Origin of the sequence: Duganella sp. CF517, assembly GCF_900110275.1 — a bacterium.
GTDB lineage: Bacteria > Pseudomonadota > Gammaproteobacteria > Burkholderiales > Burkholderiaceae_D > Rugamonas.
Genome location: NZ_FODC01000001.1, coordinates 938,990 through 964,533 on the forward strand (window position 1 = coordinate 938,990; position 25,544 = coordinate 964,533).

Annotated in this window: 21 protein-coding genes and 1 riboswitch; of the genes, 12 read left to right on the top strand and 9 right to left on the bottom strand. The window is 65.4% G+C overall.

Annotated features, from left to right (window positions below; genetic code table 11):
* Positions 1–101 precede the first annotated feature (101 nt).
* A complete protein-coding gene (locus BMX85_RS04015) occupies positions 102–1,772 on the bottom strand; it encodes an aminotransferase-like domain-containing protein (protein ID WP_090314363.1) in 1,671 nt (556 codons plus the stop codon).
* 123 nt (positions 1,773–1,895) lie between these two features.
* Between BMX85_RS04015 and BMX85_RS04020 the strand changes: the two genes are divergently transcribed.
* The 4 genes from BMX85_RS04020 to BMX85_RS04035 all read left to right on the top strand — a co-directional run bounded on the left by BMX85_RS04020 (position 1,896) and on the right by BMX85_RS04035 (position 6,416).
* On the top strand, positions 1,896–2,876 hold the full coding sequence (locus tag BMX85_RS04020; protein WP_177196638.1) for a DMT family transporter: 981 nt from the start codon (positions 1,896–1,898) through the stop codon (positions 2,874–2,876).
* Between the two features lie 100 nt (positions 2,877–2,976).
* The gene (locus tag BMX85_RS04025) at positions 2,977–3,438 is read left to right on the top strand and encodes a RidA family protein (protein ID WP_090315211.1); all 462 of its coding nucleotides are present in this window, start codon (positions 2,977–2,979) and stop codon (positions 3,436–3,438) included.
* Positions 3,439–3,547: 109 nt separating this feature from the next.
* Positions 3,548–4,741: an aminotransferase-like domain-containing protein gene (locus tag BMX85_RS04030; protein ID WP_090314364.1), complete on the top strand. Its 1,194-nt coding sequence runs from the start codon at positions 3,548–3,550 to the stop codon at positions 4,739–4,741.
* 316 nt (positions 4,742–5,057) lie between these two features.
* A complete protein-coding gene (locus BMX85_RS04035; protein WP_090314365.1) occupies positions 5,058–6,416 on the top strand; it encodes a diguanylate cyclase domain-containing protein in 1,359 nt (452 codons plus the stop codon).
* Here BMX85_RS04035 and BMX85_RS04040 read toward each other — a convergent pair.
* Positions 6,394–7,587, bottom strand: coding sequence for an MFS transporter (locus BMX85_RS04040; RefSeq protein ID WP_090314366.1), 1,194 nt, complete (start codon positions 7,585–7,587; stop codon positions 6,394–6,396). The genes BMX85_RS04035 and BMX85_RS04040 overlap by 23 nt on opposite strands.
* Positions 7,588–7,762: 175 nt before the next feature.
* Here BMX85_RS04040 and BMX85_RS04045 point away from each other — a divergent pair, with 175 nt between their 5' ends.
* On the top strand, positions 7,763–8,827 hold the full coding sequence (locus tag BMX85_RS04045) for an AraC family transcriptional regulator (protein WP_090314367.1): 1,065 nt from the start codon (positions 7,763–7,765) through the stop codon (positions 8,825–8,827).
* 6 nt (positions 8,828–8,833) lie between these two features.
* Here BMX85_RS04045 and BMX85_RS04050 read toward each other — a convergent pair whose 3' ends face one another.
* From BMX85_RS04050 to BMX85_RS04060, 3 genes are read right to left on the bottom strand one after another with little or no spacing between them, the layout of a single operon-like run.
* Positions 8,834–9,709: an SDR family NAD(P)-dependent oxidoreductase gene (locus tag BMX85_RS04050; protein WP_090314368.1), complete on the bottom strand. Its 876-nt coding sequence runs from the start codon at positions 9,707–9,709 to the stop codon at positions 8,834–8,836.
* A 19-nt stretch (positions 9,710–9,728) separates the two neighbouring features.
* Positions 9,729–11,246 (bottom strand): aldehyde dehydrogenase, encoded by a 1,518-nt coding sequence (locus BMX85_RS04055; protein ID WP_090314369.1) that lies wholly within the window; start codon positions 11,244–11,246, stop codon positions 9,729–9,731.
* Between the two features lie 8 nt (positions 11,247–11,254).
* Complete coding sequence (locus BMX85_RS04060; RefSeq protein WP_090314370.1) at positions 11,255–12,667, bottom strand: flavin-containing monooxygenase; 1,413 nt, start codon at positions 12,665–12,667, stop codon at positions 11,255–11,257.
* A gap of 304 nt (positions 12,668–12,971) precedes the next feature.
* Between BMX85_RS04060 and BMX85_RS04065 the strand changes: the two genes are divergently transcribed.
* On the top strand, positions 12,972–15,410 hold the full coding sequence (locus tag BMX85_RS04065) for a TonB-dependent receptor (protein ID WP_229210266.1): 2,439 nt from the start codon (positions 12,972–12,974) through the stop codon (positions 15,408–15,410).
* 3 nt (positions 15,411–15,413) lie between these two features.
* Here the strand turns inward: BMX85_RS04065 and BMX85_RS04070 are convergent, their stop codons facing one another.
* Positions 15,414–15,869, bottom strand: a complete 456-nt coding sequence (locus BMX85_RS04070) for a hypothetical protein (protein ID WP_090314371.1) — start codon at positions 15,867–15,869, stop codon at positions 15,414–15,416.
* 135 nt (positions 15,870–16,004) lie between these two features.
* Between BMX85_RS04070 and BMX85_RS04075 the strand changes: the two genes are divergently transcribed.
* On the top strand, positions 16,005–16,403 hold the full coding sequence (locus BMX85_RS04075; RefSeq protein WP_090314372.1) for a VOC family protein: 399 nt from the start codon (positions 16,005–16,007) through the stop codon (positions 16,401–16,403).
* A gap of 10 nt (positions 16,404–16,413) precedes the next feature.
* Here the strand turns inward: BMX85_RS04075 and BMX85_RS04080 are convergent, their stop codons facing one another.
* The gene (locus tag BMX85_RS04080; RefSeq protein WP_090314373.1) at positions 16,414–16,614 is read right to left on the bottom strand and encodes a hypothetical protein; all 201 of its coding nucleotides are present in this window, start codon (positions 16,612–16,614) and stop codon (positions 16,414–16,416) included.
* Between the two features lie 53 nt (positions 16,615–16,667).
* On the bottom strand, positions 16,668–19,514 hold the full coding sequence (locus BMX85_RS04085) for a M16 family metallopeptidase (protein WP_090314374.1): 2,847 nt from the start codon (positions 19,512–19,514) through the stop codon (positions 16,668–16,670).
* Between the two features lie 98 nt (positions 19,515–19,612).
* A riboswitch (FMN riboswitch) is annotated at positions 19,613–19,763 on the top strand.
* 95 nt (positions 19,764–19,858) lie between these two features.
* Between BMX85_RS04085 and ribB the strand changes: the two genes are divergently transcribed.
* A complete protein-coding gene (ribB, locus tag BMX85_RS04090; protein WP_090314375.1) occupies positions 19,859–20,539 on the top strand; it encodes a 3,4-dihydroxy-2-butanone-4-phosphate synthase in 681 nt (226 codons plus the stop codon).
* A gap of 102 nt (positions 20,540–20,641) precedes the next feature.
* Here the strand turns inward: ribB and BMX85_RS04095 are convergent, their stop codons facing one another.
* Positions 20,642–22,045, bottom strand: a complete 1,404-nt coding sequence (locus BMX85_RS04095) for an MFS transporter (RefSeq protein ID WP_090314376.1) — start codon at positions 22,043–22,045, stop codon at positions 20,642–20,644.
* 115 nt (positions 22,046–22,160) lie between these two features.
* Between BMX85_RS04095 and BMX85_RS04100 the strand changes: the two genes are divergently transcribed.
* Genes BMX85_RS04100 through BMX85_RS04115 form a run of 4 tightly spaced genes read left to right on the top strand, consistent with a single transcriptional unit; the run spans position 22,161 to position 25,538 of the window.
* On the top strand, positions 22,161–23,027 hold the full coding sequence (locus tag BMX85_RS04100) for a LysR family transcriptional regulator (protein WP_090314377.1): 867 nt from the start codon (positions 22,161–22,163) through the stop codon (positions 23,025–23,027).
* A gap of 52 nt (positions 23,028–23,079) precedes the next feature.
* The gene (locus tag BMX85_RS04105) at positions 23,080–23,868 is read left to right on the top strand and encodes an MlaE family ABC transporter permease (protein WP_090314378.1); all 789 of its coding nucleotides are present in this window, start codon (positions 23,080–23,082) and stop codon (positions 23,866–23,868) included.
* Positions 23,869–23,889: 21 nt separating this feature from the next.
* Positions 23,890–24,870, top strand: coding sequence for an MlaD family protein (locus BMX85_RS04110; protein ID WP_090314379.1), 981 nt, complete (start codon positions 23,890–23,892; stop codon positions 24,868–24,870).
* Positions 24,867–25,538, top strand: coding sequence for a hypothetical protein (locus BMX85_RS04115; RefSeq protein WP_090314380.1), 672 nt, complete (start codon positions 24,867–24,869; stop codon positions 25,536–25,538). The genes BMX85_RS04110 and BMX85_RS04115 overlap by 4 nt, the downstream gene beginning before the upstream one ends.
* The last annotated feature ends 6 nt before the right edge of the window (positions 25,539–25,544 follow it).

A 25,544-nucleotide genomic window follows, 5' to 3' on the forward strand; every position in this document is an offset into this window, starting at 1 on the left:
TCTTAGTGTGCGTGCGCGAAGTCGCACGGGTGTGGCGAAAGTGGGGATTATAAAATGGTTTTCAAGAGCAGCTTACTACTTTGTCAACTCATTTTCGCCACTCATTTGCCCAACTCCCGCTCCAGGAACCGCCATACGCCCGGTTCCTGCATCGCCGCCACGTTGAGCCGCATGCGCGTCGACGGCAGCTGCGCCGGCGAAAACAGGCTGCCGGGGGCCAGCAGCAGGTTGTCGGCCATGGCGCGCTCGGTCAGCACGCTGGTGTCGCAGCCGGCGTCGGCCCAGACGAACATCCCGGCCGGCGACGCCACGTCCACCTTCAGGCCGACGCGCTCCATCTGCCGCACCGCCTTGGCGCGGATGCCGTCGAGCCGCGTGCGCACCCGGTCCGCGTGCTTGCGGTACGAGCCCTCGGACAGCACCTTGTAGACCACCCGCTCGCCGATGTCGCTGGTGGTCAGGGTCGACAGCATCTTGCGGTCGGCCAGCCTCTCGGCCCGCTCGGCCGACGTGGCGATGAAGCCGACCCGCAGGTTGGCCGCCATCGTCTTCGAAAAGCCGCTGAGGTAAATCACCCGCTGCAGCTGGTCCAGCGCCGACAGCCGCGTGGCCGGCTGCACCGCGCTGCCGGGGTGCAGGTCGCAGTAAATATCGTCTTCGACGATGATGAAGTCGTGCTCCTCCGCCAGCCGCAGCACCTGGAAGGCCTTGGCCGCCGACAGCGACGTCGAACTGGGGTTGTGCAGCACCGAGTTAATAATATAGAGCTTGGGCTTGTGGATCGCCGCCAGCTCGGCCAACCGGGCGATATCCGGGCCGTCGGCCAGGCGCGGGATGCCGATCACGTTGGCGCCCAGCGCGGCGAAGGAGCCGAACATCAGGAACCAGGCCGGATCGTCGACGAAGATGGTGTCGCCGGGGCGGGTGAACTCGCGCGCCACCAGGTCCAGCGCCTGCGTGACGCCGGCCGTGGTGACGATTTGCTCCGGCGCGGCGGCGATTTCCAGCTCGGCGAGCTTGTGCTGCAGCTGCTGACGCAGCGGCAGGAAGCCCTGCGGCAGGCCGTAGCTCACTAATAGATTGGGATTCTGGCGGCTGACCGCGCGCAGCGCGTTGGCGATCGCGGCGCCGTCCAGCCATTCGGGCGGCAGCACGCCGGAGCCGGGCATCTGGTGGTGCGGCATCTGGCGGAACATATTCCGCACCAGCCAGACCACGTCGATCGGCTTGGCGTCGAGGCGCGAGCGCGCAGCCGCCGCGCCGGCCGGCGCCGATCCCTCGCTGGCGTTGAGCGCCATCGGCGCCCGCTCGCGCACGAAAAAGCCGGCGCCCCGGCGCGACTCCAGGTAGCCGGTCGCCACCAGCTTGTCGTAGCTGGCCACCACCGTGAAGGCCGACACGCCGTGCGCCGCCGCGAAGGCGCGGATCGACGGCATGCGCGCCCCGCCGCGCAGCAGCCGGTCGTCGATGCGCGCCGCCACCGAGCGCACGATCTGGTCGATCAGCGTTTCGCCCGATTCGCGCGACAGCAATCCCACCAACGGGCCGGCGGCGGGCTTGGGCTTGGAGGTCCGCACGGCGCGCGCCGGCGGCGAATCGATCGAGACCGGCACATTGGATTTGAGCGTCGGCTTGACCGTGGCCACCGCCGGACCGGGTGCCGCGGCGGCCAACGCGCGGGCGTGTGACGCCGCCAGCGCCTCGTTGACAGCTTCGGCCGCGGCCGACGCGGCGGCCCCTAAAAGCGACGTGCGCTTGCGTGTATTGGTCATCCCACCGTCACAGTATAAGAAATTAAGTTTAAAGTGTACCGGCACTGTACTGGCTTTTGTACCGTAGGATACACCCATAGCCGAGCAAGACCAAGCAAAACCACTGAAAAACCTGGAGCCAGCATGACCCGCATCGCCACCCGCAGCGCCCCGCCCGCGATCGCCGCGCCGATTTCCACCCGCGCCGCGCCACGCCTGGGCGGCATAAGCGACGAAACCGCCGGCATGCTGCTTGGCCTGATCGGTGTCGCCATCTTCAGTCTCACCTTGCCCTTCACCCGGCTCGCCGTCGGCGCCGCCGGAGATGGCGCCGGCCTGTCGCCGATGTTCGTCGCGCTGGCCCGCGCGCTGGTCGCCGCCGTGCTGGCCGGCGCCTGGCTGCTGTGGAAGCGCGCGCCGCTGCCGCCGCGTGCCGCCCTGGCGCCGCTGGCGATGGTGGCCGCCGGCTGCGTGATCGGCTTCCCGTGGCTGACCTCCATCGCCATGCGCTCGCTGCCCGCCGCCCACGGCGCGGTCTTGATCGGCATCCTGCCGCTGGCCACCGCCGTCTTCGCGGCCCTGCTGGGGGGCGAAAAACCCTCGACCGGCTTCTGGGTCATGGCCATGTGCGGCTCGGCGCTGGTGGCCGGCTTCGCGCTGCGCCAGAGCGGCGGCGGCCTGCATGCGGCCGATCTGGCGATTTTCGCCGCCGTGCTGCTGGCGGCCATGGGCTACGCCGCCGGCGGACGCCTGTCGCAGACGCTGGGCGGGCAGCAGACCATCTGCTGGGCGCTGGTGCTGGCCACGCCGGTGCTGCTCCCGGTGGTCGGCTGGCTGTGCTGGCGCGAGGCCGGCCAGATCGCCGCCGCCGGCGCCGCCGCGTGGACCGGCTTCGCCTACGTCTCGGTGTTCTCGATGTTCATCGGATTCTTCTTCTGGTATCGCGGCATGGCGCTCGGCGGCGTGGCGCGGGTCGGCCAGGTGCAGCTGGTGCAGCCGTTCCTGTCGCTGCTCGGCGCGGCGCTGGTTTTGGGCGAGGCGCTCGAGTGGCCGACCGTGATATTTGCAATCGCCGTCATCGCCACGGTGGGCATCGGCCGCAAAATGCAGGTGAAACGCGGCTAAAACCGTGGAGTATCTTGATTTTGGCCCGAATGCAGGCGTCGCCTGTCTCGAGAGTACAATATCGGTCTACAGCCCCACCACTTACTATATGGATAAGCACATGTCTGTCTACGAAAAACTGAAAGCGCTCGATATCACCCTGGCCGCACCGGCCACCCCGGCCGCCGCTTACGTCATGTACGCGCAAACCGGCAACACGGTGTTCATCTCGGGTCACATCGCCAAACGCGCCGACGGCAGCGTGTGGGTGGGCCAGTTGGGCAAGAACATCGACACGGCCGAGGGCAAGCAGGCCGCGCGCGCCATCGCCATCGACTTGATCGGCACCCTGCAGACGGCCGTCGGCGGCGATTTGAACCGCGTGCGCCGCATCGTCAAGTTGATGAGCCTTGTGAACTCCACCCCTGATTTTACCGAACAGCACCTGGTCACCAACGGCGCTTCCGAGCTGCTGGGCGAAGTCTTCGGCGACGCCGGCAAGCACGCCCGCTCGGCCTTTGGTGTCGCACAAATCCCGCTTGGCGCCTGCGTCGAAATCGAACTGATCGCGGAAGTCGCGTAAGCGGGCGGCGTCTTACCCGGCGCCGTTCCTTCTATAAAAGTGCGCCACAAGCGCGCTTGTTGAATCGCCGGGCCGTCTTCGGCCGGGGCACACATTGAGTGAGACAAGTATGAAAATCGAAAACCCCAACCCGATCCAGTGGCGCTTCTCCGAACGCGCCGACCAGCTGCAATCGTCCTTCATCCGCGAGATCCTCAAGATCACGCAGCAGCCGGAGATCATCTCCTTCGCCGGCGGCCTGCCTTCGCCGCTGACCTTCCCGGTCGACGAAATGAAGCTCGCCTTCGACAAGGTCCTCGAGAACAACGGCAAAGTGGCGCTGCAATACGGCCCGACCGACGGCTACCTGCCGCTGCGCCAGTGGATCGCCGATTCGCTGTCGACCAACGGCGCCAAAATCATCCCTGAGCAGGTGCTGATGACGTCCGGCTCGCAGCAGGCGCTGGACCTGCTGGGCAAGGTGCTGATCGACGAAGGCAGCCGCGTGCTGGTCGAGACGCCGTCCTACCTGGGCGCGCTGCAGGCCTTCTCGGTCTACCGTCCGGAATTCAAATCGGTCGACACCGACGAACATGGCCTGGTGCCGTCGTCGCTGGACCCGGTCGCCGCCGGCGCGCGCCTGCTGTACGCGCTGCCGAACTTCCAGAATCCGACCGGCCGCACCCTGTCCGTCGAGCGCCGCCTGGAACTGGTCGAGACCTGCGCCCGTCTGGGCCTGCCGCTGATCGAGGACGATCCGTACGGCGCCTTGAGCTACAAGGGCGATCCGCTGCCGAAGATGGTGGCGATGAACCCGGAAGGCGTGATCTACATGGGTTCCTTCTCCAAGGTCCTCACGCCGGGCATCCGCCTGGGCTACGTGGTGGCCCCGCTGCCGCTGGTGCGCCGCCTGGAGCTGGCCAAGCAGGCCGCCGACCTGCACACCTCGCAGCTGACGCAGATGGTGGTGCATGAAGTGATCAAGGACGGCTTCCTCGAGCAGCACATCCCGAAGATCCGCACCTTGTACGGCAACCAGTGCCAGGTCATGCTGGACGCGATGGCCCAGTACTTCCCGGCCGGCGTCGAGTGGACCAAGCCCGAAGGCGGCATGTTCATCTGGGTCACGCTGCCGAAGCACATCGACGCCATGAAGCTGCTGGACGAGGCGATCGCCCAGAAAGTGGCCTTCGTCCCGGGTTCGCCGTTCTACGCCAACGAACCGGAAACCAACACCTTGCGCCTGTCGTTCGTGACCGTGCCGCCGGAACGCATCCGCACCGGTATCGAGATTCTCGGCAAACTGATCGCCGCCAAGATCTAACCCCGCCTGTCGTGGTATCCCGTGGGCGGCGTCCGCCGCCCACGCCCCCCTTCTTGTCATCCCTACAAAGAAAAGCACGGTCCCTGCTGGCTATTGGGTCGGCGTCGCTTTCAAGCCTGAAGTATCCCTCCAAAATCATGCGCTGAATGTTTACATATCGGGCGGGCAACGCGGTATGATTTGAATGGATAGTCACTTAGTAAGGCAAGCCTTTGTTCATGCGTGTACAAACTTCCCCAACTCGCCCCTCGCGCCACGCACCCGCGCGATCGCGGTCCCATGCCACGACGCCCCGGCGGATTGAAGGCGACGCGCAATGAACCCCGCCAGTTCCGGCTTGTCCACGCGGCGCGATGCCGCCATCCTGATCGTCGACGACGCGCCGGAGAACCTGGCCGTGCTGCGCAAGCTGATGGTCGAACAGGGCTATCAGACCTTTGTCGCCACCTCCGGCGAACGCGCGCTCAAGATCGCGCGCCGCGTCCATCCCGACCTGATACTGCTCGACGTGGTGATGCCCGGGATGGACGGCCTGGAAACCTGCCGCCAGCTCAAAGCCAACGCGGCGACGGCGCGCATTCCCGTCATCTTCATGAGCGCCAGGACCGACACCGACGACGTGGTGGCGGGCTTCGACATCGGCGCGGTCGATTACATCAGCAAGCCGTTGCGCATGGCCGAAGTGTGCGCGCGCGTGCGCACGCAGCTGCAAATCCGCAGCAACAGCGAAACCCAGGAAGAACAGGCCGAGCGCCTGCGCACCATCGTCAACAGCATGGCCGAGGGCCTGTTGATCATCGAGGCGGACGGCCGCATCCAGTTCACCAATCCGGCCTGCGACAAACACCTGGGCTACCAGGAGAACGAGCTGGCCGGGCGCGCGATCTCGGAGCTGCTCAACCCTTTGGTAGCGCAGGAATACCTGGAATACTTCGCCCGCTATGCGGCGTCGCCCGAGATGACGCATAGCCACGGGACGCGCGAGGTGATCATCCGCCACCGCAACGGCAGTTCGGTGTGCATGGACCTGACGCTCACGCCGATGTACCTGCGCCAGCCGCTGTTTATCGGCCTGCTGCACGACATCACGCACCACAAGCAATCGGAGGATGCGCTGCAGCGCGCCGCCATGGTCGATCCGCTGACGCAGATCGCCAACCGGCGCCATTTCGACAGCTTCCTCGAAAAGGAGTGGCAACGCTCCATGCGCAGCGGCCAGCCGTTGTCGCTGGTGGTGCTGGACGTCGACCACTTCAAACTGTACAACGACACGCTGGGCCATCCGGCGGGCGACACCTGCCTGCAGCGGGTGGCCGGCGCCATCGCCTCCCACGCGCTGCGTCCCACCGACCTGGCGGCCCGTTACGGCGGCGAGGAATTCGTGCTGCTGTTCGCCGAGACCGGGGCCGAGACGGCCGCCATGATGGCCGAGGCGATCCGCGCCCACATCGAATCGCTGCGCATTCCGCACCCGCGCTCCACGACGTCCGAGTGGCTCACCGTCAGCATCGGCGTGGCGACGATCCACCCGCACCAGCTGGACAACACGGAATCGCTGTTTGTCGCCGCCGACCGCGCGATGTACGTCGCCAAGGAAGGCGGGCGCAATCAGGTGCAATCGACCAGCACCGGCGGCGCCGCGCTGGAGGCGGTCAAGGCGCTGGTGACGCGCTGACGCGGCCACCCAGCGCCTTCAATCCGAGCGGCACGCTGATGGCCAGCGCCAGCAGCGAGAACACGATCACGCCCACGCCGCCGGCTTCCTGGAACAGCGCGCCCGCGCCGACGGTGCCCGCCGCCACGGCGGCGAACGTCACCACCACCGATTGCGACAGCAGGCTGCCATCGCGGTCGCGCGCCGAGATGAAGCTGTTGAGAACCGCCATGATGGCGTAGAACGCCATGTTCAACATTAGTTGGCCGGCGAAGAACGGCGCCGCGCCGTCGGCGGTGAAAAAGCAGGCCACCGATGCGAACATCACCAGCAGCGCGCCCATGACGGTCGGTCCGCGCCGGGCCGCCAGTGCCGGTATCGCCGGCACCACCGCGCCGAAGAAACCAAGTAGCGACGACACCGCCAGCAGCGCCCCCACCGTCGGCAGCGACAGGCCGATACGCTCGCCCTGCAGCGCCGATACCGCCCACACGCCGGCCTGCACGCTGTAGACGCCGACGAACACGCCCCACGCCAGCCATACGCCGGCGCCGACGCGGCGCCGCCCGGCGCCGGGTTCCGCGGGCGGCGGCCGGCGCGCGGGCACCAGCGCGGGTATGCGCACGGCCGCCAAGCCCGCCACCGCCGCCAGCAGCGCAAGGCCGATCCAGATCCCGTCGCCCGCCGCCACATCCGGCAGCAGCGAGACCAACGTGAACACGCCTGCCACCGCAAGCCCGGACAACAGCAGCACCACGCCCCATAAGCGCTCGGCGTCGCGATGGCAGGCCAGGCAGATGCCGACCATGACGATCATCTGCGCTTCGCAGACGCCGGCCACCAGCCGCAGCGCGCCGAACAGCGGAGTGGACATCGTCAACGCCGTCAGCATCTGGCATAGCGCCAGCAGCACCAGCGACACGCTGGTGCACCGCCCCGGCCAACGGCGCGCCATCGGCGGCAGCAGGATGCAGCCGGCCAGCATGCCGACCATCTCGACACCGGTCATCAAGGTGGCCTGGCCCTCGTCGAACCCCAGCCGCGCCATCGTGTTGGTCACCAGCAGCGGCATCATGGTGGTGCCGCCTATGCCCAGCGCCCACGCGCAGGACAGTATCAGGGTCGAAGCGGCCGTGGTTTTCACGGCGTCGGCGTCGATATCGGGCAGGGGCGCTGCGGGTATGCTGGTCATCGCTGGTCCATGGTGATGGCGGCACGATTTGCCGTGATCAAAGCATACGGCGGATGCCGCGCCGGACGGGGCCAAAGCGGCCAAAAACGACACTCCGGCGGCCATTTATCTGCTTTCGGCGCGCCGGCCCGCAAATCCTGTGCTAGCCTCGTTCATCAACCCGAAGGAGTGGCCAATGCCGGCAAAACCGCACCTCCCCGACGCCGATGCCGACGTCCCGCCGCACGTGATACGCCAGGTTTTGCAGCTGTTGGCCAGTCGTGGCCATTCGGTCGACAGGCTGTGCAAGGGACTGGGATTCACGCCGGAGAATCTGCGCGACGCCGGGTTCCGCGTCTCCTACCGCCAAACCAGCATGCTGGTGCGGCGCGCCATGCAGCGCTGGGGCGATCCGGCCATGGGCATCGCCACCGGCGCGCGGCAAACCGTTGTGTGCTTCGGCCTGCCCGGCCTGGGCATGCTCACCTGCCCTACCCTCGGCGAGGCGCTGCTCTACCTGATCAAGTATCAGCGCGCGGCGGGCACCCTGGTCATCAACGAACTGGCCGTCATCGACGAGCGCAGTTTCATGATCGAAGCGGCCACCCGTTTCCACGATCCGGAACTGGAACCGTTCTTCATCGAGGAAATTTTCGTCAGCGGCGTGGCCGTGGCGCGCGCGATGGTCGGTTCGCACGTGCGCCCGTCGCGCCTTGAATTGCGCTATCCGCGCCCCGCCTACGCCAGCGCCTACAGCGAATACTTCCGCTGTCCCGTGGTGTTCAACGCGCCGCTCAACCGCCTGATCTGCGACATGTCGTGGTACCACTGCCCGCTGCCGACGCACGACAGCTTTATGCAGGAAAGCCTGCAGGCGCAGATCGACCAGTTGCTGTCGATCGGCACGCCGCGCAACGACCTGGTGGAGTCGATCATGAACGTGCTGCGCGCCTCGGTCGACGAGATGCCCGGGCTGGCGCAGACCGGCGCGGCCCTCAACATGAGCGAGCGCACGCTGCGCCGCCGCCTGGCGGAGCTGGACACCTCCTACCAGCGGCTGGTGGACCAGGTCCGCTACGAGTGCGCGCTCGATCTGCTGAGGCGCAGCGCGATGCCGCTGGTCGATATCGCGATGGCGACCGGCTTCACCGACGCCCGCAACTTCCGCCGCGCCTTCAAGCGCTGGTCCGGCATCCTGCCGAACCAGATCAGGCAAGGCGTGCCCGCCCCGAGGCTGTTGATGCCGGAGCGGGCGGATTAATGCCGGCTAAGGAATTTCCCACTTTCCGGCGCGGAGCACCACCAACCCGCGCCGGCGCAGCGACTCCAGATAGCGCGCGTGGCCGCGCACCCCTTTTTGGCGGAACAGCGGTATCAGCTTGGGCAGCATGTTCGGCATCAGCATCGCCAGCCTCACCGTCCAGGACTCGCTGACGCGCGGATAGCGCTCCAGACACGGGCTGTCCAGCATCCGCATGACCTGGCGCGCGACGTCCTCCGGCTGCTGCGGCGGGTCCATGAACTGCAGCGTGTTGCCGCCGTCGATCGCCTCGCGCATCAGCATCTGCGTTTCGGTCGCCGACGGCAGCACGCTGCCGACATGCACGCCGTGCCGCTCGCGGTCCAGGCCCAGGCACAGCATGGCGCCGCGCAGGCCGAACTTGGTCGCCGAGTAAATCCCCGTTTCCGGCAACGGGAAAATCCCGCCCAGGGACACGGTGTTGATCACGCGGCCGTCGCCGGCGCGCTGCAAGGCGCCAAAGGCCAGCCGGGTCAGCACGATCGGCGACAGCAGGTTGATATTCAATTCCGCCAGGATGTGATCGACCGAACGCTCCTCGAAATGTCCGGTCCCGGTCATGGCGGCGTTGTTGACCAGGATGTCGAGCCGGCCGAAGCGCTGCTGGATAAACGCCAGCAAGGAGGGCAGCTTGTCCAAGTCGTCCAGCTCGACCCGCACGCCCACCGCCCCCGCCCCCAGCTCCGCCGTCGCCCGGTCCAGCGCCGCCTGGTCGCGGTCGGCCAGCACGCAGGTGATGCCACGCTCGATGAAACCGCGGCAGATCGCCTTTCCTATGCCGCCCGCGCCGCCCGTGACCAGGGCCACCCGCCCCTCCCGGCCGGCGTTCGTTGTTATCGCCATGTGTATTTCCCTTCCGGTCTCAGTTGTTTTTAGGTCCGGCCGCGCCCAGCTGCATCCAGATGGTCTTGGTCTCGGTGTACTGGTCGTGCGCCAGCAGCGATTTTTCGCGTCCGCCGAAGCCCGACTCCTTGTAGCCGCCGAACGGCACGCCGGTATCGCCTTCCGAAAAACAATTGATCGACACGGTGCCGGCGCGGATGGCCTTCGCCACCCCGTGGGCGGCGTCCAGGTTGCTGGTGTAGACCGACGACGCCAGGCCGTAACTGGTGTCATTGGCGATGGCCACGCCCTGGGCCAGGTCGTCGAATTCCATCACCGACAGCACCGGCCCGAATATCTCCTCGCGCGCGATCGTCATCGACGGCAGCACGGCGTCGAAAATGGTCGGCTCGACGAAGCTGCCGCCGCTGTCCAGGCGCACCCGGGCGCCGCCGTGCACCAGCCGTGCGCCCTGCTCCCTGCCGCCGGCGATATATGCCAGCACACGGTGCATGTGTCCAGGCTCGATCAATGCGCCGACGCGGGTGGCCGGATCGAGCGGGTCGCCGACGCTCCACTCATCGAAGGCGCGCTTGACCTCCTCCAGCAATTCGTCCTTGCGCGAATGGTGGACGATCAGGCGCGAACCGGCGCTGCAATTCTCACCCTGGCAGAACAACGCGCCTGTCGCGACCTGTTGCGCCACCCGGGGCAGATCGAAGGCGTCCGCCAGCACCAGCGCCGGGCTCTTGCCGCCGCATTCCAGCACCACCCGCTTCAGGTTCGACTCGGCCGAGTACTTCAGGAACAGCCGGCCCACCTCCCCCGAACCGGTAAAGCTGATGCAGTCGATGTCGCGGTGGCGGCCCAACGCCCGGCCCACGGTCTCGCCGTAGCCCGGCACGATATTGAGCACGCCGGCGGGAATACCCGCCTCCAGCGCCAGTCGGCCCAGCATCAGCGCCGTCAGCGTGGTCTGCTCCGCCGGTTTGATGACGAGCGAGTTGCCGCTGGCGAGCGAGGGGCCGATCTTCCATCCGGCCAGGTAGATCGGGAAATTCCACGGCAGGACCGCACCCACAACGCCGATCGGCTCGCGCACGATCATCGCCACCACGTCCGCCGCGGTCGGCGCCACCTGGTCGTACAGTTTGTCGGCCGCCTCGGCGTGCCAGCGCAGGCTCTCGATCATGTCGGGCAGGTCGGCCGACAGCGCGTCGCGTATCGGCTTGCCCGAGTCCAGGCTTTCCATCAGCGCCAGCGTCTCCAGATTCGCCTCGACCAGGTCGGCCAGCCGCAGCAAGACCTTTTTGCGATGTTTGGGCGACGCCCGCGACCAGTCGCCGTTGTCGAAGGCCCGGCGCGCCGCGCCGACCGCCAGGTCCACGTCGGCCTCGCCGCAACTGGCAACGCTTGCCAGACGGGTGCCGTTGGCGGGATTGACGGTGTCGAGGCGATCGCCGGAGATGGCGTCGACGAAGCGGCCGCCGATCAGGGCGCGTGTCTCGAACTCCAGTCCGGCGGCCCGCGCCTGGTAGTACAGCAGTGTTTTGTCCATGTTGCTCCTTAAGCGGCCGCGCGCAGGCCGGCGGCTGGCCGCGATGCGGCCACGCTGTTGCGCAGGTCGTCGTAATAGGACTCGCTCAATTCCGGCCATCCCATTTTTTTGCGCAGGCGCTTCAGATAAGACTTGAGCGCGTGCGCCTCCAGATAAACCTCGTGCCGCTGCGACTTGACGAATTTGAGTCCGCCCGACAGATCGGGGTCGTCGCTGGCGATCAGCGCATCGAAAGGGCTGTCCTTGCCGGGGTTGTCCAGCTGGTCGCGCAGGTAGGCGGCGATCATGAAGGCCTCGGTGTCGAACAGCTTATAGGCGCTGGAGTTGGTTTCGACATAGCCGATGCCGAACAGATTGCGGTGATCGCGGCTGAACATCGACAGATAAAGCTGGGGCCTGCCGCCGCGCCACTCGAAGTATTCGCCGGCGTATTTGCAGCTCCACTTGTAGCCGGTGGCGTAGATCACCAAGTCGAGCGCCTCGCGGCTGCCGTCCTTGAAAACCACGTCATCACCGTCGTAGTGCGAGATGTCCGGCTTGACCGCGATGTTGCCGTGCTGAAGATGGTGCAGCAGCTGGGAGTTCAGCAGCGGATGGCTTTCGAACAGGCGGTGATCCGGCTTGGGCAGGCCGAAGCGCGTCAGGTCGCCGGTGAACATTTTCAGCAGCATGCCCATGACCGGCCGCGCGATCCAGATCGGCAATTGCGGGCCGCTCTCGCCCACCTGGTCCGCCGGCAGCCCGAACAAGTGCTTGGGGATGAAGTGGTAGCCGCGCCGCATGCTGATGTAAGCTTTGTCGGCGCGGGCGGCGGCATCGCAGGCGATGTCCGCGCCGGAATTGCCGGCGCCGACGATCATCACCCGCTTGCCGTCGAATTCATCGCTGCTCTTGAAGGTGACCGAATGGCGGATCTCGCCGTTGAAGTGGCCTTTGATCTCGGGCATGTTCGGGTCCCAGTTGCAGCCGGTGGCGCAGATGACGGCCAGGTAGCGCCGGCGCCCGCCGTCGCCCAGGGTCACCACCCACTTGCCGTCGTGGTCCTTGCGCACGTCCCGCACGGGGGTGTTGAAGCGGATCGCCTCGCGCAGGCCGAAGGCGTCGGCATAGCTGCGCACATAGCTTAATATCTGCTGGTTGGTCGGATAGTCGGGGTAGGACTTCGGCATCGGAAACCCGATGAAACCCGACAGGTCGCGCGACGAGATGAAGTGCGCCGATTCATAAATCGGGCTGCCGGGATTGTGCATGTCCCAGATGCCGCCCACGTCCGAGTGGCGCTCGAACTGCTCGTATGGCAGCTTCATTCCCTTCAGGGCGCGTGCGGCGGACAGTCCGCCCGGCCCCGCGCCGATCACGCAGACGGCGTTGCCGCAGTCGATAACCCGGTCTGTCCGCTCCTGTACCCGTTCTTGTTCCATCTTTGTCTCCCTTGTCTGTCGTTGCGTTGTGCGAACTCTTGTGCGAACTCTTGTGCGAACTCATTGTGCGAACTCATTGTGCAAACAAAGTGGACGCCGCACGGGGGCCAAAGGGACAGGCAGGGAGCATTTCCGGCCAACGCCGCGCTCGGGGCGTCCACGCAACACCGGGGCCTGTTTGGCCATACCGGCATCCTCCGGTGTCCGATCCGGCCCCTTTGCCGGTGCGGCGCGCGACTACATTCGATGTCAGAAACTTAAAAAATGTCAGTCCGTCAGACCAAACATAACAACGGGAGATATCGTGAAGACAAACCAAGAACAGGCGCGATGCGGCCGCAAGGCCGCCTTGCACACGCTGGCGCGCAGCATCGCCGTGGCATTCGCGGGCAGCGCCGCCGTCCCCCTGGGCGCGCTGGCCCAGGACGACATCCAGAAGGTGGTCGTCACCGCGCAATCGCGCGCGCAGTCGGCGCAGGAGGTGCCGATCTCGATGGAGGTCGTAACGGCCAAGGACATCCGCAACCTCGGCGCCAGGAACCTCGGCGACTTGAATGGTTATCTTCCCGGCCTGGAGGTGGAGGCCACCCAGCCCACGCAACCGGTCTTCGGCATACGCGGCGTGCAGGCGGGCGACTTCGGCATCGGCACCGACATGCCGGTCGGGATCTACGTGGACGGGGTCTATACCGGCAAGACCGGCGGCGCGCTGATGAATTTCATCGACATCCAGCGCGTCGAGGTGCTCAAGGGACCGCAGGGGACGCTTTTTGGCCGCAATAGCGCGGCCGGCGCGATCTCCGTCGTCACCAACGAGCCGGATCAGGCGCTCGACATGAACGGCCACCTGAAGATCGGAGAATACGGCCGCGTCGATGCGGACGCGATGCTCAACGTGCCGCTGGCGGAGAACACGGCGGCGCGGCTGGTGTTCGTGCGCGCCGAAAGCGATGGCTGGGCGCGCAACGCCACCACCGGCGACCGCACCGCCGGCGACAAGTCGTGGGCAGCGCGCCTCTCGCTCAAACAAAAAATCAGCGATGCGACCCTGAACCTGACCCTGGAACACGAGCAGCTGCGCCAAAAAGGCTGGCCGGCCTTCGGCGTGGTCAAGGACCCGGCGTTGCCGTTCGCCGGCTTCACGGGCATCTACGACGCCGCCTATGTGGCTAACTTTGTCGATCCGCGCAAGGCGCGGCTGGAGAACGACACCGCCGGCAGCGAGCGCCGCACCTTCGACGGCGCCTCCCTGCGCGCCGAACTGCCTCTGGGCGGGCTCACACTGCGCTCGATCACGGCCTACCGCACCTTCTCCACCTACAACCTGACCGACAACGACGGCGGCGCGCGCGCCGGCTTCTCGCTGGCGAACACGGATCAGAAAAAAGCCTACAACTGGCAGCAGGAATTCAAGCTGTCCGGTAAAACCCGGCACTTGGATTGGATCGCCGGCGCCAGCTTCTACGACAACCGCGAACGGCAATCGTCGACCGCCCTGCTCAATACCGCGACGCTGGACAACGTCAGCCTGCTCGGCGGCGGCAACGCCGACCTGGCCAACCTGTTCGGCGCGTTGGGACAAGCCGGCATTCCCGGTGTCGACGCGTCGTCCAACTTCCCTTGGGGCGAGACCACCCACAACTACCTGCGGACGCGCGCCTTCTCCGTCTATCAAGACGTAATCTGGCACGCCACGCCATCCACCAACCTGACCCTGGGCCTGCGCTGGAGCCGCGACCGCAAGAATATGGAGTGGCATGTGCCGGGGCGCGAATCGCCGGCGCTGGACGCGCTGCTCAACACCTATGGTCCGCTGGCGGGATTGGACGCCTCCGCGCTGCCGTCGAACCAGATCTTCTACGCGGCCGGGCAACTGGCGGCCACGCCGGTCCACTCCACCAAAAGCTGGACCGACTGGAGCCCGCGCCTGGTGCTGGACCATAAGCTGACGCCCGACCTGCTGCTGTTCGCCTCACTGTCGAAAGGTTATCAGGCCGGCGGTTTCAATGTCTTCACGCCGCCGAACGCGGCATCGCCCAACGCCAAAGAGCGCGACCCGAGCTACGATCCCGAGAAAATGACCAATCTGGAAGTGGGCTTCAAGCTGTACGCCCCGTCCATCAAGGCCACCCTCAACGGCTCCGTGTTCGCCTACCGTTTCAAGAACCTGCAGGACATCAAGCTAGGCGGCACCGGCCCCATACCGACCTACAATGTGGTCAACAGCGACCAGCAAGCGAAGGGACTCGATCTCGACGGCCGCATCCGGGTATCGCCGAACCTGACCTTGTTCGCGGGACTGGAGCTGATCGACCAGACCTATAAGCGCTACCGCACCACCGACGACAGCGGCGCGGCGCTGGACCTGTCCGGCCAAACGGTCGGCACGCCCACCTTCAACGGCATGGGCGGCGTCAACGCCAGTTGGGAAGCGCTGGGCGGCCGGATCAGCAGCACCCTGCAAGGCACCTACCAGAGCAAGGCGCGCTGCAACGACGACACGCGCGCGCTGCAATGCCTGCACGCGCCGGCCGTCCGCACCGGCGAGGCGCGCAGCAAGGCCGACTTCCGCCTTGGCTGGGATAACGCCAACGGCAAATTCGGCATCGCCCTGCTGGTGAATAATCTGTTCGACAAACAGTATGTGCACACACTTGACGGCCAGACCAAGCCATTCGGCCTGCCGTACGCCATCGTCACGCCGCCGCGCACCATCGCGCTGGAGTTGAGGGGCAGCCTGTAGGACTTAGATGGCGCTGCCATCGACCCGCACGAAAGGGCCGATGCAGCGCTCCATGCTGCGCTCCACGCACATCAGGAACATGTCGCCGCCGGGATGGAACAGCAGGTAGTTGGTGACCGACCGCCCCGGCTTGGTGATCTGGCCGGCGCAATCGGGCTTGCCGTTGTCTTTGACGAGGGTGTCGACCGACTTGTAGAAGCCCTGCTTGTCCGGCTGGTCGGCGATGACAAAGGTGGACTCGGCCACCTCCTCGTGGCTGAACACCAGCGTGCTGCCGTCGGCGCGCACGCGGTAGGTCTCGCTGCAGGTGCCGTCGGGCAGCGTGATTTTCCAGATGCCGATGTACGGATGATCGCCCCGCAACGGCGCGGCGGTGGCCGTTATCGGCGCGCCGGCTAGCGCCACCGTGGCGGTGAACGCGGCCGTCGCGGCCGCCCTGAAAAGAGGTCCCCTCGTCATCGCATCCCCCGTGCCGGTTTATTTGCCATTCAGTCTATTAAAGCATAAACGGCCCGGCGATCTTCCGGCGCGCCGCTGAAAGCTCGTTTCCTCGCGTATATAATTATCGAATTGATACTCAAGCGTGGAAAACAAATGCTATCGCATGTCTACATCGGCACCAACGAGTTTGAAGAGGCGTTCGGATTTTACGGCGCGGTGATGGCGACGCTTGGGACGCGACTGCGCTTCAGCGATCCGGCCAAGCCGTGGGCGGCGTGGATGCCGGCCGAGGGCGGGCGGCCGCTGTTCATCATCGGCAAACCGTACGACGGCCAGTCGGCGGGATGCGGTAATGGCCAGATGATCGCCCTGATGGCGCCATCGCGCGAAGCGGTCGACCACGCGCACGCCGCCGCGTTGGCGCATGGCGGCCGGTGCGAAGGACCTCCGGGGCTGCGTCCGCAGTACCACGACAACTACTATGGCGCCTACTTCCGCGACCCGGAGGGGAATAAACTGGGCGTCGTCTGTCACGACGCCGTGGGTCTTTAATACAAAAAACTCAGGCCAATGCCTCCTTGGCCGCTTCTTCCGGTGTCAGGCCGTCGTAGAACTGGTCGGTGAACCATTCGACCTGCTCTTCGATGTGATCCTGCGCCTCCGCCACCGTCGCGCCACCTTTGACCAGGAAACCCTCAACTTCGATACACCAGTTGATCAACTCCAGGGTTTCCGGGTCCAGTTCCTCTTTTTTCTTTGCCATGATTTACCTCTACATCGGGTGGGTACGAGCCTCCAGTGTAACAGGCGGCAGGCTTACTTCTCCGGGTACAGTACCACCTGCACGTAATTATTCATGTCGAAGTAAAGCTTGGCCGCCGCCTTCAGGTCCGACGGCTTGAGCGCCTGCACGCGCTCCTCGTACTTGAGGATATCCTCCGGATTGCTGTTGTTGAAGAAGGCATTCTGCAGGGACGCCATCCAGTAGCCGTTCTCGCGCATGCCCTTTTGATACCCTTTGAGCCAGGAGGATTTGACCTTGTTCAGGTCCGCCTCGTCGGCGCCGTCCTGCTTGATCTTCTCGATCTCGGCGAAGGTCGCGGCGATCACCTTGTCGACGTTCTCCGGCGCGCACGGCAGGTTGGCGCTGATCGAGTAATTCCCGTATGGGAGACGGTTCAGGGAACCGTTCATGCCGCCGCTGTAGATCACGCCCATCTTCTCGCGCAGCACCTCGATCAGCTTGATGTTCAGCACCTCGATCAGCGCCTGCAGCCGCAGGCGCTCCTCGCGCGAGTATTTGGCGTCGCCGGTAAACGACAGCGAAATGGTGCTCTTCGGATCGGCGCCGGCGCGCACCTCTTTCTTGACCACGCCCCGCACCGGACGCACGCCTTCATCCTTGAAGGCCACCGGAACCTCGCCGGTTGGCAGGCTGGCCAGGTAGGTCGCGATCAGCGGCTTGATCTTCTCCACGTCGAAGCTGCCGACGATGAAGAAGGTGAAGTCGCGCGCGCTGGACAGCCGGCTTTTATAGATCTCCATCACGCGGTCCAGCGCCAGCTGGTCGAAGTCGGCCGGCTTGGCGGCGCGCAGCACGCGCGGGCTGTTGTTGTAGATCGTCGCGGTGATCGTATCGTAGAACACAGACTCCGGCCGCGCCATATTGTTCTGCGCCAGTTCGCGCTGGCGGTCGACGTAGGCGCTGTAGATGGCGGCATCCTTGCGCGGCTGCGTCATTTGCAGGTAGGCCAGCTGCAGCATCGACTCGATGTCGTCGCTGCCGGAGCCGCCGGACACCGACTCGTTGAGCGAGTTGACGCTGGCCTGGGAGCTGACGCTCTTCCCGGCCAGGACCTTCACCACGTCGTTCGGCGTGTAGTTCAATATACCCATCTGGCCGACTATGCTGCTGGCATAGTGGGCCGCGAAGACATCCTTGTCGTCGAACAGCGACCAGCCGCCGTAGCGCAGCCCCGCCATCATCACTTGGTCGTTATTGAAGTCGGTCGGCTTGAGCACCACTTTTACGCCATTGCTCAACACCAGCTCCGTGGTGCCGATCTTCGCGTTGACGGTTTGTTTGACGATGGTGCCCGGCTTCGGCAGGACCGGCATCAGCTGGTTTGCGTAGACCTTCTCCTCCTGGGCCTTGACGCTGATCTTCTCGGCCGCGTTGGCGATGGCCACCAGGTCGGCCGCCTTCGGCGCCGCCACGCCAGGCTTGTCGACGCCAGTGTAGATCACCAGTTTGCTCTGGTTGTCCGGGATCGCCACCTTGACGGCCGCATTCACCTCCGACAGCGAGATCTCCGGAATCAGCTCGCGCGCATAGCGGTACTCGGCGGCGATGCCGGGGATGGTTTCGTCTTCGAGGAAGTGGCGGATATATTCGGCCGCGTAGCCGGACGAATCGGATTTGTCACGCTCGTTGTACAGATTCTCGTAAGTGCGCAGGATGCCCTTTTTGGCCCGTTCCACTTCGGAGGCGGTAAACCCGTACTGGCGGGCGCGCTCGTCTTCCTCCACCAGCGCGTTGATGGCCGGCGTTACCCCACCCTTGCCCAGCACCGCGCCGGCGCCGAACGAGCGGTAGCCGCGCACGATCTTGTTCATGCCGCTGCCGCCTTGCAGGAACGGTGGATTGGCCTGCTGCGTCAACTCGTACATGCGCTGGCTGAGGATGAAGCTATACAAACTCTCGATCAGCTTCTGGCGGTAGTCGGCAAGGGTCTCGCCGGCCGGCCAGGGCTGGATCGGGTAGCGGATATAAACGGAATTATTGCTGACTTCCTTGTCGGTGAAGACGATGCCTTCCGATTCCTGGCGCTCGGGGATCTTGGCGTATTCGCGCGGCCGCGGGTGCGCCGGGTTCTTCAACTTGCTGAAATGCTGTTCGATCAGTTTTTGCGCCGCTTCCGGCTCGATATCGCCAACCACCACCACCGCCATCAGGTCCGGGCGATACCAGTCGCGGTAGAAGCGTTTGATGGCGTCGTACTTGAAATTCTTGATGATGTCTTCTTTACCGATCGGCATGCGCTGCGCGTAGCGCGAACCATTGAGCACCTTCGGCAGCACCACCTTGTTCATGCGGTCGTCCACGCCCTTGCCCATGCGGAGTTCTTCGAGCACGATGCCACGTTCGCTGTCGATGTCGGCGTCGTTGAAGGACAGGCCGTGCGCCCAGTCCTCCAGCACCTGGAAGCCCTGCTCGACAATCTCCTTTTTATCGGTCGGTATCGGCAGGATATAGACGGTTTCGTCGAAGCTGGTGTAGGCGTTCAAATCGGCGCCGAACTTCACCCCGATCGACTGCAGATACGATACCAACTCGTTGCGCTTGAAATTGGTGGAGCCGTTGAAGGCCATGTGCTCGGTGAAGTGCGCCAGCCCTTGCTGGTCGTCGTCCTCCAGGATGGAACCGGCTTTGACGACCAGCCGCAGTTCCAGCTTCTTCTCGGGACGCGCGTTCTTCTGCACATAATATGTCAGGCCGTTTGCCAGTTTGCCAACCTTGACCTGGGGTCCGATCGGCAGCACGTCGCTTAATTTGAGCGGAGCTTCCTTGCCCTGGCCCCCGACTTGTCCCTGGCCTTGCGCCAGGAAGGAAAACGACAGCAGCAACGCCCCGGACAGCACCTGCAATTTAATCAATTTCATTCGGCAGACAGTCTAAAAAATCGGAAAAAGCCACCTTACACTGAAAAACTTAATTTGGGCTAAAATCCTCGTTCGCCTGCCGACCGGCAGGCGCCAACTTACGTCTTCGGGGCGGGGTGCGATTCCCCACCGGCGGTAAGGCCAGCGATGGTCAAGCCCGCGAGCGCCGCTTCAATCGTTTTGAAGCGGGTCAGCAGATCTGGTGCGATGCCAGGGCCGACGGTATAGTCCGGATGAAAGAAGATGTGCGGTGACGCGGCCTGCCGCCCGAGCGATCGGTGTGGCAGGCCGCGCGTATTCGCTTGCCCTGTCGCGTTTTTCGCTAGTGCGAGGAGCGTTCCACCATGTTCGACCAAGTATCCGCAGTATCCGCAGTATCCGCAGTTTCCCCCTACTCCCTCGTTTCGGACGATCTGGAAGGCCGCATCGCCGCCGCGCTCGAGGCCATGCGCGCCGGCGTGCCGGTGATCCTGCTCGATGATTTCGACCGCGAAAACGAAGCGGACCTGATCGTCGCCGCCGAAAAGGTCACCGTGCAATCGATGGCGATGATGATCCGCGAATGCAGCGGCATCGTCTGTCTGTGCCTGAGCGCCGACAAGGTGCGCGCGCTGGAGCTGCCGCCGATGGCCGCCGACAACGGCAGTCGCTACGGCACGCCGTTCACCGTATCGATCGAAGCGCGCGAAGGCGTCACCACCGGCGTCTCGGCGGCCGACCGCGTGACCACGATCCGCACCGCCATCGCCGCCGACGCGCGGCCGGGGGATTTGGTTCATCCGGGCCATGTGTTCCCGTTGCGGGCGACGCCTGGCGGCGTACTGGCGCGCAAAGGTCATACCGAAGGCTCGGTGGACCTGGCCACGATGGCCGGCTTGCAGCCGGCGGCGGTGCTGTGCGAGTTGATGAACCCCGATGGCACGATGATGCGCGGCGCCGAGATCGAGCGCTTCGCCGAACTGCATGCGATGCCGATATTGACGATCGCCGAGATGATCGAGTGGCGCAAGACCCGCGACATCTGATTGACAACGCAGACACATAGCGCGGATTAGCGCAGCGTAACCGGCCATGCATGCGCCCAGCGGCTCATCGATGGCCGATTACGGCGTTCCGCCTAATCCGCACTACGTGCCTTCCCGGGAAATCAGCGGTTTCACATAGAAATACACCAGGCCCAGGGCGGCCGCATACGCGCACGACACCAACCCGAACGCCGCCGGCAAACGCCACGCCCAATCCGCCGTCACATGCAACACGGTTCCCATCATCGCCACGCCCACCAGCGCACCGATCTGGCGATTGGCGTTCAGCGCTGCTGCCGCGCTGTTGGCATGCGCCTTGCCCGCCACCAGCATCACCGTCGCCGTCATTCCCGGAATCGCGATACCGATGGCGACGTTCATCACGATCGTCCCCAGCACCAGCAACCAGTAAGGCGTCTGCGGCGACAGCCCGGCAAGCATCGCCAGCGCCGCCCCCAAGCCCACCATCAGCCCATACAACATCGGCGGCCGCGTGCCCGCCCGCGCCACAATGGCGCCCGAAGTCAAATTACCGACTGCGAAGGCCGCCATCATCGGTATCAGCTTCAACCCGGTGTCCAGCGCATCCGCCCCGCCCTGCTGAATGTACAGGCTAAGCAAAAACAACTGCCCGAACACCGCGAAGTTGATCAGGAACCCCACGCCATTGGCCGCCGCGAAAGCAGGCGTATCGAACAAGGCGCGCGGCAGCAGCGGATGCGCGCCGGTGCGCTCGCGCGCCACCAGCAGCGCGCCGCAGCCCACAGCGGCAAAAACCGCCGCCAGCACCGCCGCCGACATCCAGCCCAGCACCGGCCCTTCGATCAGCACAAAACTCAACGCCGCCAGCGCCGCCACCCCCAGCGCGTGGCTGAGCATCGACAAAGCGCGCCGATGCGGCGGCGTGGCCGGCGCCAGCATCTGCGTCAACACGATGCCGGCCAGGCCTATCGGAACGTTCACCCAGAACACGCTGCGCCAGCCGAATTCATGGACCAGCAAACCGCCCACCAGCGGACCGGCGGTGGCCGAGCATCCGACGATGGCCGACCACGTGCCCAGCATGCGCGCCCGCGTGGCCTGGTCTTCATAGGCATGCGTCAGCAGACTGAGGGAACTAGGCATGAACAGCGCCGCGCCGGCGCCCTGCAATAGCCGCGCCGCGATCAGCGCGTTGCCGCTCGGGGCCAGCGCACACGCCACCGAGCCCAGTATGAACACGCTCAAGCCGCCCTGATAAACGTTCTTCGGTCCGAAACGGTCGGCCAGCGCGCCGCCTGCCAGCAGCAGCGCGGCGAAGGTCAGCGTGTAGCCGTCCACCACCCAAACCAGCCCGGTGAGCGGTACCGACAGGCTGACGGAGATGTCGGACAAAGCGGTATTGACAGCGGTGACGTCGATCATCGCCATCACGAAGCCGATCGCGAGCGTCATCAGCATCAGGAGAGGTGGAACCTGCCGGGCCGGCGCCGAAATGGCCGTCCCTGTGGTGGAGTGGGTAGTCATCGAGCGTCCCTCAAAAAGATCTGTCCCATGTTAGGCCGCTTGCCTGATGCAGTAAATACGCATACCATCGGCACTCCGATGCAAAAATGCATTCCGATCGACGGACCGAACGACCATGGACTGGGACAACGCCAGGATTTTCCTCGCCATCTACCGCAAAGGCACGCTGCGCGCCGCCGCCGGCGAGCTCAATATCGACCAGGCCACCGTCGGCCGCCGCCTTAACGCGCTGGAGGATTCGCTGGGCGCGCGCCTGTTCCTGCGCACGCCGTCCGGCTACATGGCCACGCCCGCCGGCGAACTGGCCGTCACCGCCGCCGAATCGATGGAACAGGCGGCGCTGCGGTTTCAGCGCGAAATGCAGGGCATCGACAACCGCCTCTCCGGCGTCGTGCGCGTCACCACGTCGGACACGATGGCGAGCCATTTCGTCATCGAGGCCATGCGCCGCCTGCACGAGACGCATCCGGAAATCCGCATCGTTCTGAGCACCGGCACCGAAATCACCAGCCTGACGCGGCGCGAGGCCGACCTGGCGGTGCGCACGCTCAAACCGACGAGCCCCGACCTGATCTCGCGCCACCTCACCAAACGCAGCATGGGCTTGTACGCGACGCCCGCCTACTTGAAGGAGCGTGGCATGCCGATTCCGGGCAACGGCCTGGCGGGACACGATATCGTGATCTATCAAAGCACGGTGGCGCCACGCCACCGGGAGAAAATCTGCCTGGAGCCGGTCGCCAACGCCCGCGTGGCGATCGAGGTCAATAGCGGCTTGATGCTGCTGGAGGCGGCGCGCAAAGGCATGGGCGTGACCGAACTGCCCTGCCACATGGCCGACGCCGATCCACAGCTCACGCGCATCTGGCCGGACCGGGTCGACCAGTACGATGTCTGGCTGGTGATGCACAGCGACTTGAGTCGCAGCGCGCGCGTACGCGCCGCCGCCGACGCCATCGTCGACAGCTTTCCGCCGGCGTGATGTCGACCATGACGAACACCTGCCCGCGCCGTCCCGGTGCTAAGATGCCAACATGAACGCTCAAGCATCAACTCCATCCATATTGCAACGGCTCCACCATGGCGCGGTCGACTGGCTGCAGACGTGGTGGCGGCTGGCGCAGTTCGCGGTGCTCATGGCGTCGGTCGCGCTGACGCCCGGCACCTACGGCCGCGCCAACCGCCCGGTGCTGGCGCGCCACCTGGTGGCCGACACCGTGCCCAACCTGGCCTGGTTCGGCGTGCTGTCGGCATTGGTGAGCCTTGTGCTGATCCGCATCGTGGTGGTCACCTCGCAAAGCTACGGGCTGTCGCGCTTCGCGCTGGAGATGGTGGTGCGGGTGCTGGTGCTGGAGCTCATTCCATTGACCGCCGCCGCTTTCGTCGCCCTGCGCACCACCTTGCCCACCGGCCTGGAGTTCTCGCAAGCGCGCGGCGCCGGCGCGGTCGCCACCGTGCAGGAGCTGCGCGGCGATTTTTTCCCGCGCGTGGCCGCCGGCGTTTTCGCGGTCTGGATGCTGGCCGCCGTCAGCTGCGTGCTGACCCTGATCCTGGCCTACCTGACCTTGTACGGCTTCACGCCATGGGCGCTCACAGGCTACACGCGCGTGGTCGGCCAGGTGTTCAACCCCGCCGTCACGCTGATACTGGTGCTGAAGGTCGTGTTCTTCAGCTTTGCCGTCGGCCTGATTCCGATGGCGTCCTCGTTCTACTTCGGCGGAAATTACCGCGTCAAGGTCACGCACGGCCTGTCGGACATGGTGCGGCTGTTCGCCATGATCCTCCTCATCGAAGTGGCCTCACTGATGGGCAACTACTACTAAGCGGCGATAGCCCGAGAAACCATGACTGAACAACCATCCCAAACAACCCACACGGCGCCCCCTGTGCGCAACGCCGAATTCAAAGCCGCCGTGCTGCTGGTGATCATGGTGCTGCTGGTCGCCGGCGCGGCGGTGTACCTGCTCTACGCGCGCGGCGCTTTCGAATCCACGCAAACGCTGTTCCTGGAGGCGGACGACTCCGAGGGCGTGGTCGTCGGCATGGACGTGACCTTCGCCGGCTTCCCGATCGGGCGCGTACGCCGCATCGAATTGAGCAAGGAAGGCAAGGCCCGCATCGTCGTCGATGTGCCGCGCGACGACGCGCACTGGCTGCGCAAGTCCAGCATCTTTACCCTGGAGCGCGGTCTGGTGGGCGGCGCCAAGCTGCGCGCCTTCACCGGCATCCCTGCCGACCCGCCGCTGGAGGAAGGCGCCGCGCGCACGCTGCTGGTCGGCGATCCGGGCGCCGAAATCCCGCGCCTGCTCGCCACTGCGCGGGATCTGCTGGAAAACCTTAATACGCTGACGGCGGAAAATTCCGCGCTGGCGGCCAGCCTGGCCAACATCCAGGGCGTGACCGGAAAACTGAACGGTCCGTCGGGGGCCATGGGTCTGATCGCCGGCGACGACAAAAACGCGCAGCAGCTGACCGAACGCGCCAACAAGCTGCTGGCCACCGTCAACGCGCTGGCCACCAAGGCCGATAGCCTGATCGGTCACGCCGACACCCAGGTCTTCGGGCCGCAGGGTGTGGTCACCGACGCGCAGGCCACCATCGTCCAGCTGAATGGCTTGCTGGCCGACGCCCGCAACAGTCTGAAAAAAATGGACGCGGTGCTGGTGGAGGCGCAAGCGGTCGGCGCCAACGCTAAGGAAGCCACCGCCGATCTGGGTACGCTGCGCGCCGAGGTGGAAAGCAGCTTGCGGCGGGTCGAACAACTGGTCAACGAAATCAACAAGAAATGGCCGTTCAAGCGTGATACGGAGATCAAACTGCCATGAAGAATACCGCTGCGCTGATCGCCGCCGCCATGTCCCTGGCCGCCATGCTGGCCGCCTGCGGCAACAACCCGCCGGTGCCGGACTGGCAGATGAACGCCCAAAGCTCGCTAGAGCGCTCCACCGCCGCCTACATGACCGGCAACGCCCGGGTCGAGGAAGCGGAATACAAACGCGCCCGCGACGCGCTGGGCAGCACCGGCAAGGTCGATCTGATCATCCGCGCCGAATTGATACGCTGCGCCGCCCGCGTGGCGTCGCTCGTGTTCGAGGACTGCGCAGGCTTCGACAAGCTGGCGGCGGACGCCGGCCCGGCCGACCGCGCCTACGCGGCCTATCTGTCCGGCCGCGCCACCGCCGCCGATGCGGCGCTGCTGCCCGCGCAGCACCAGCCGGTGGCGGCGGCGTCCAGCGACACGGCCGCCGCCGCCGCCGCGCAGGCGATCGCGGACCCGCTATCGAAACTGGTCGCCTCCGGCGTGCTGCTGCGGGCGAACAAGGCCACCCCGGCGTTGCTGGCCGACGCCGTGGAAACCGCCTCGGCGCAAGGCTGGCGCCGTCCGCTGCTGGCGTGGCTGGGCGTGCAGGCCATGCGCGCCGAACGAGCCGGCGACGCCGCCGAAGCCCAGCGCATCAAACGCCGCGTCGACCTTGTAAGCAACCGACCATAAAACAAT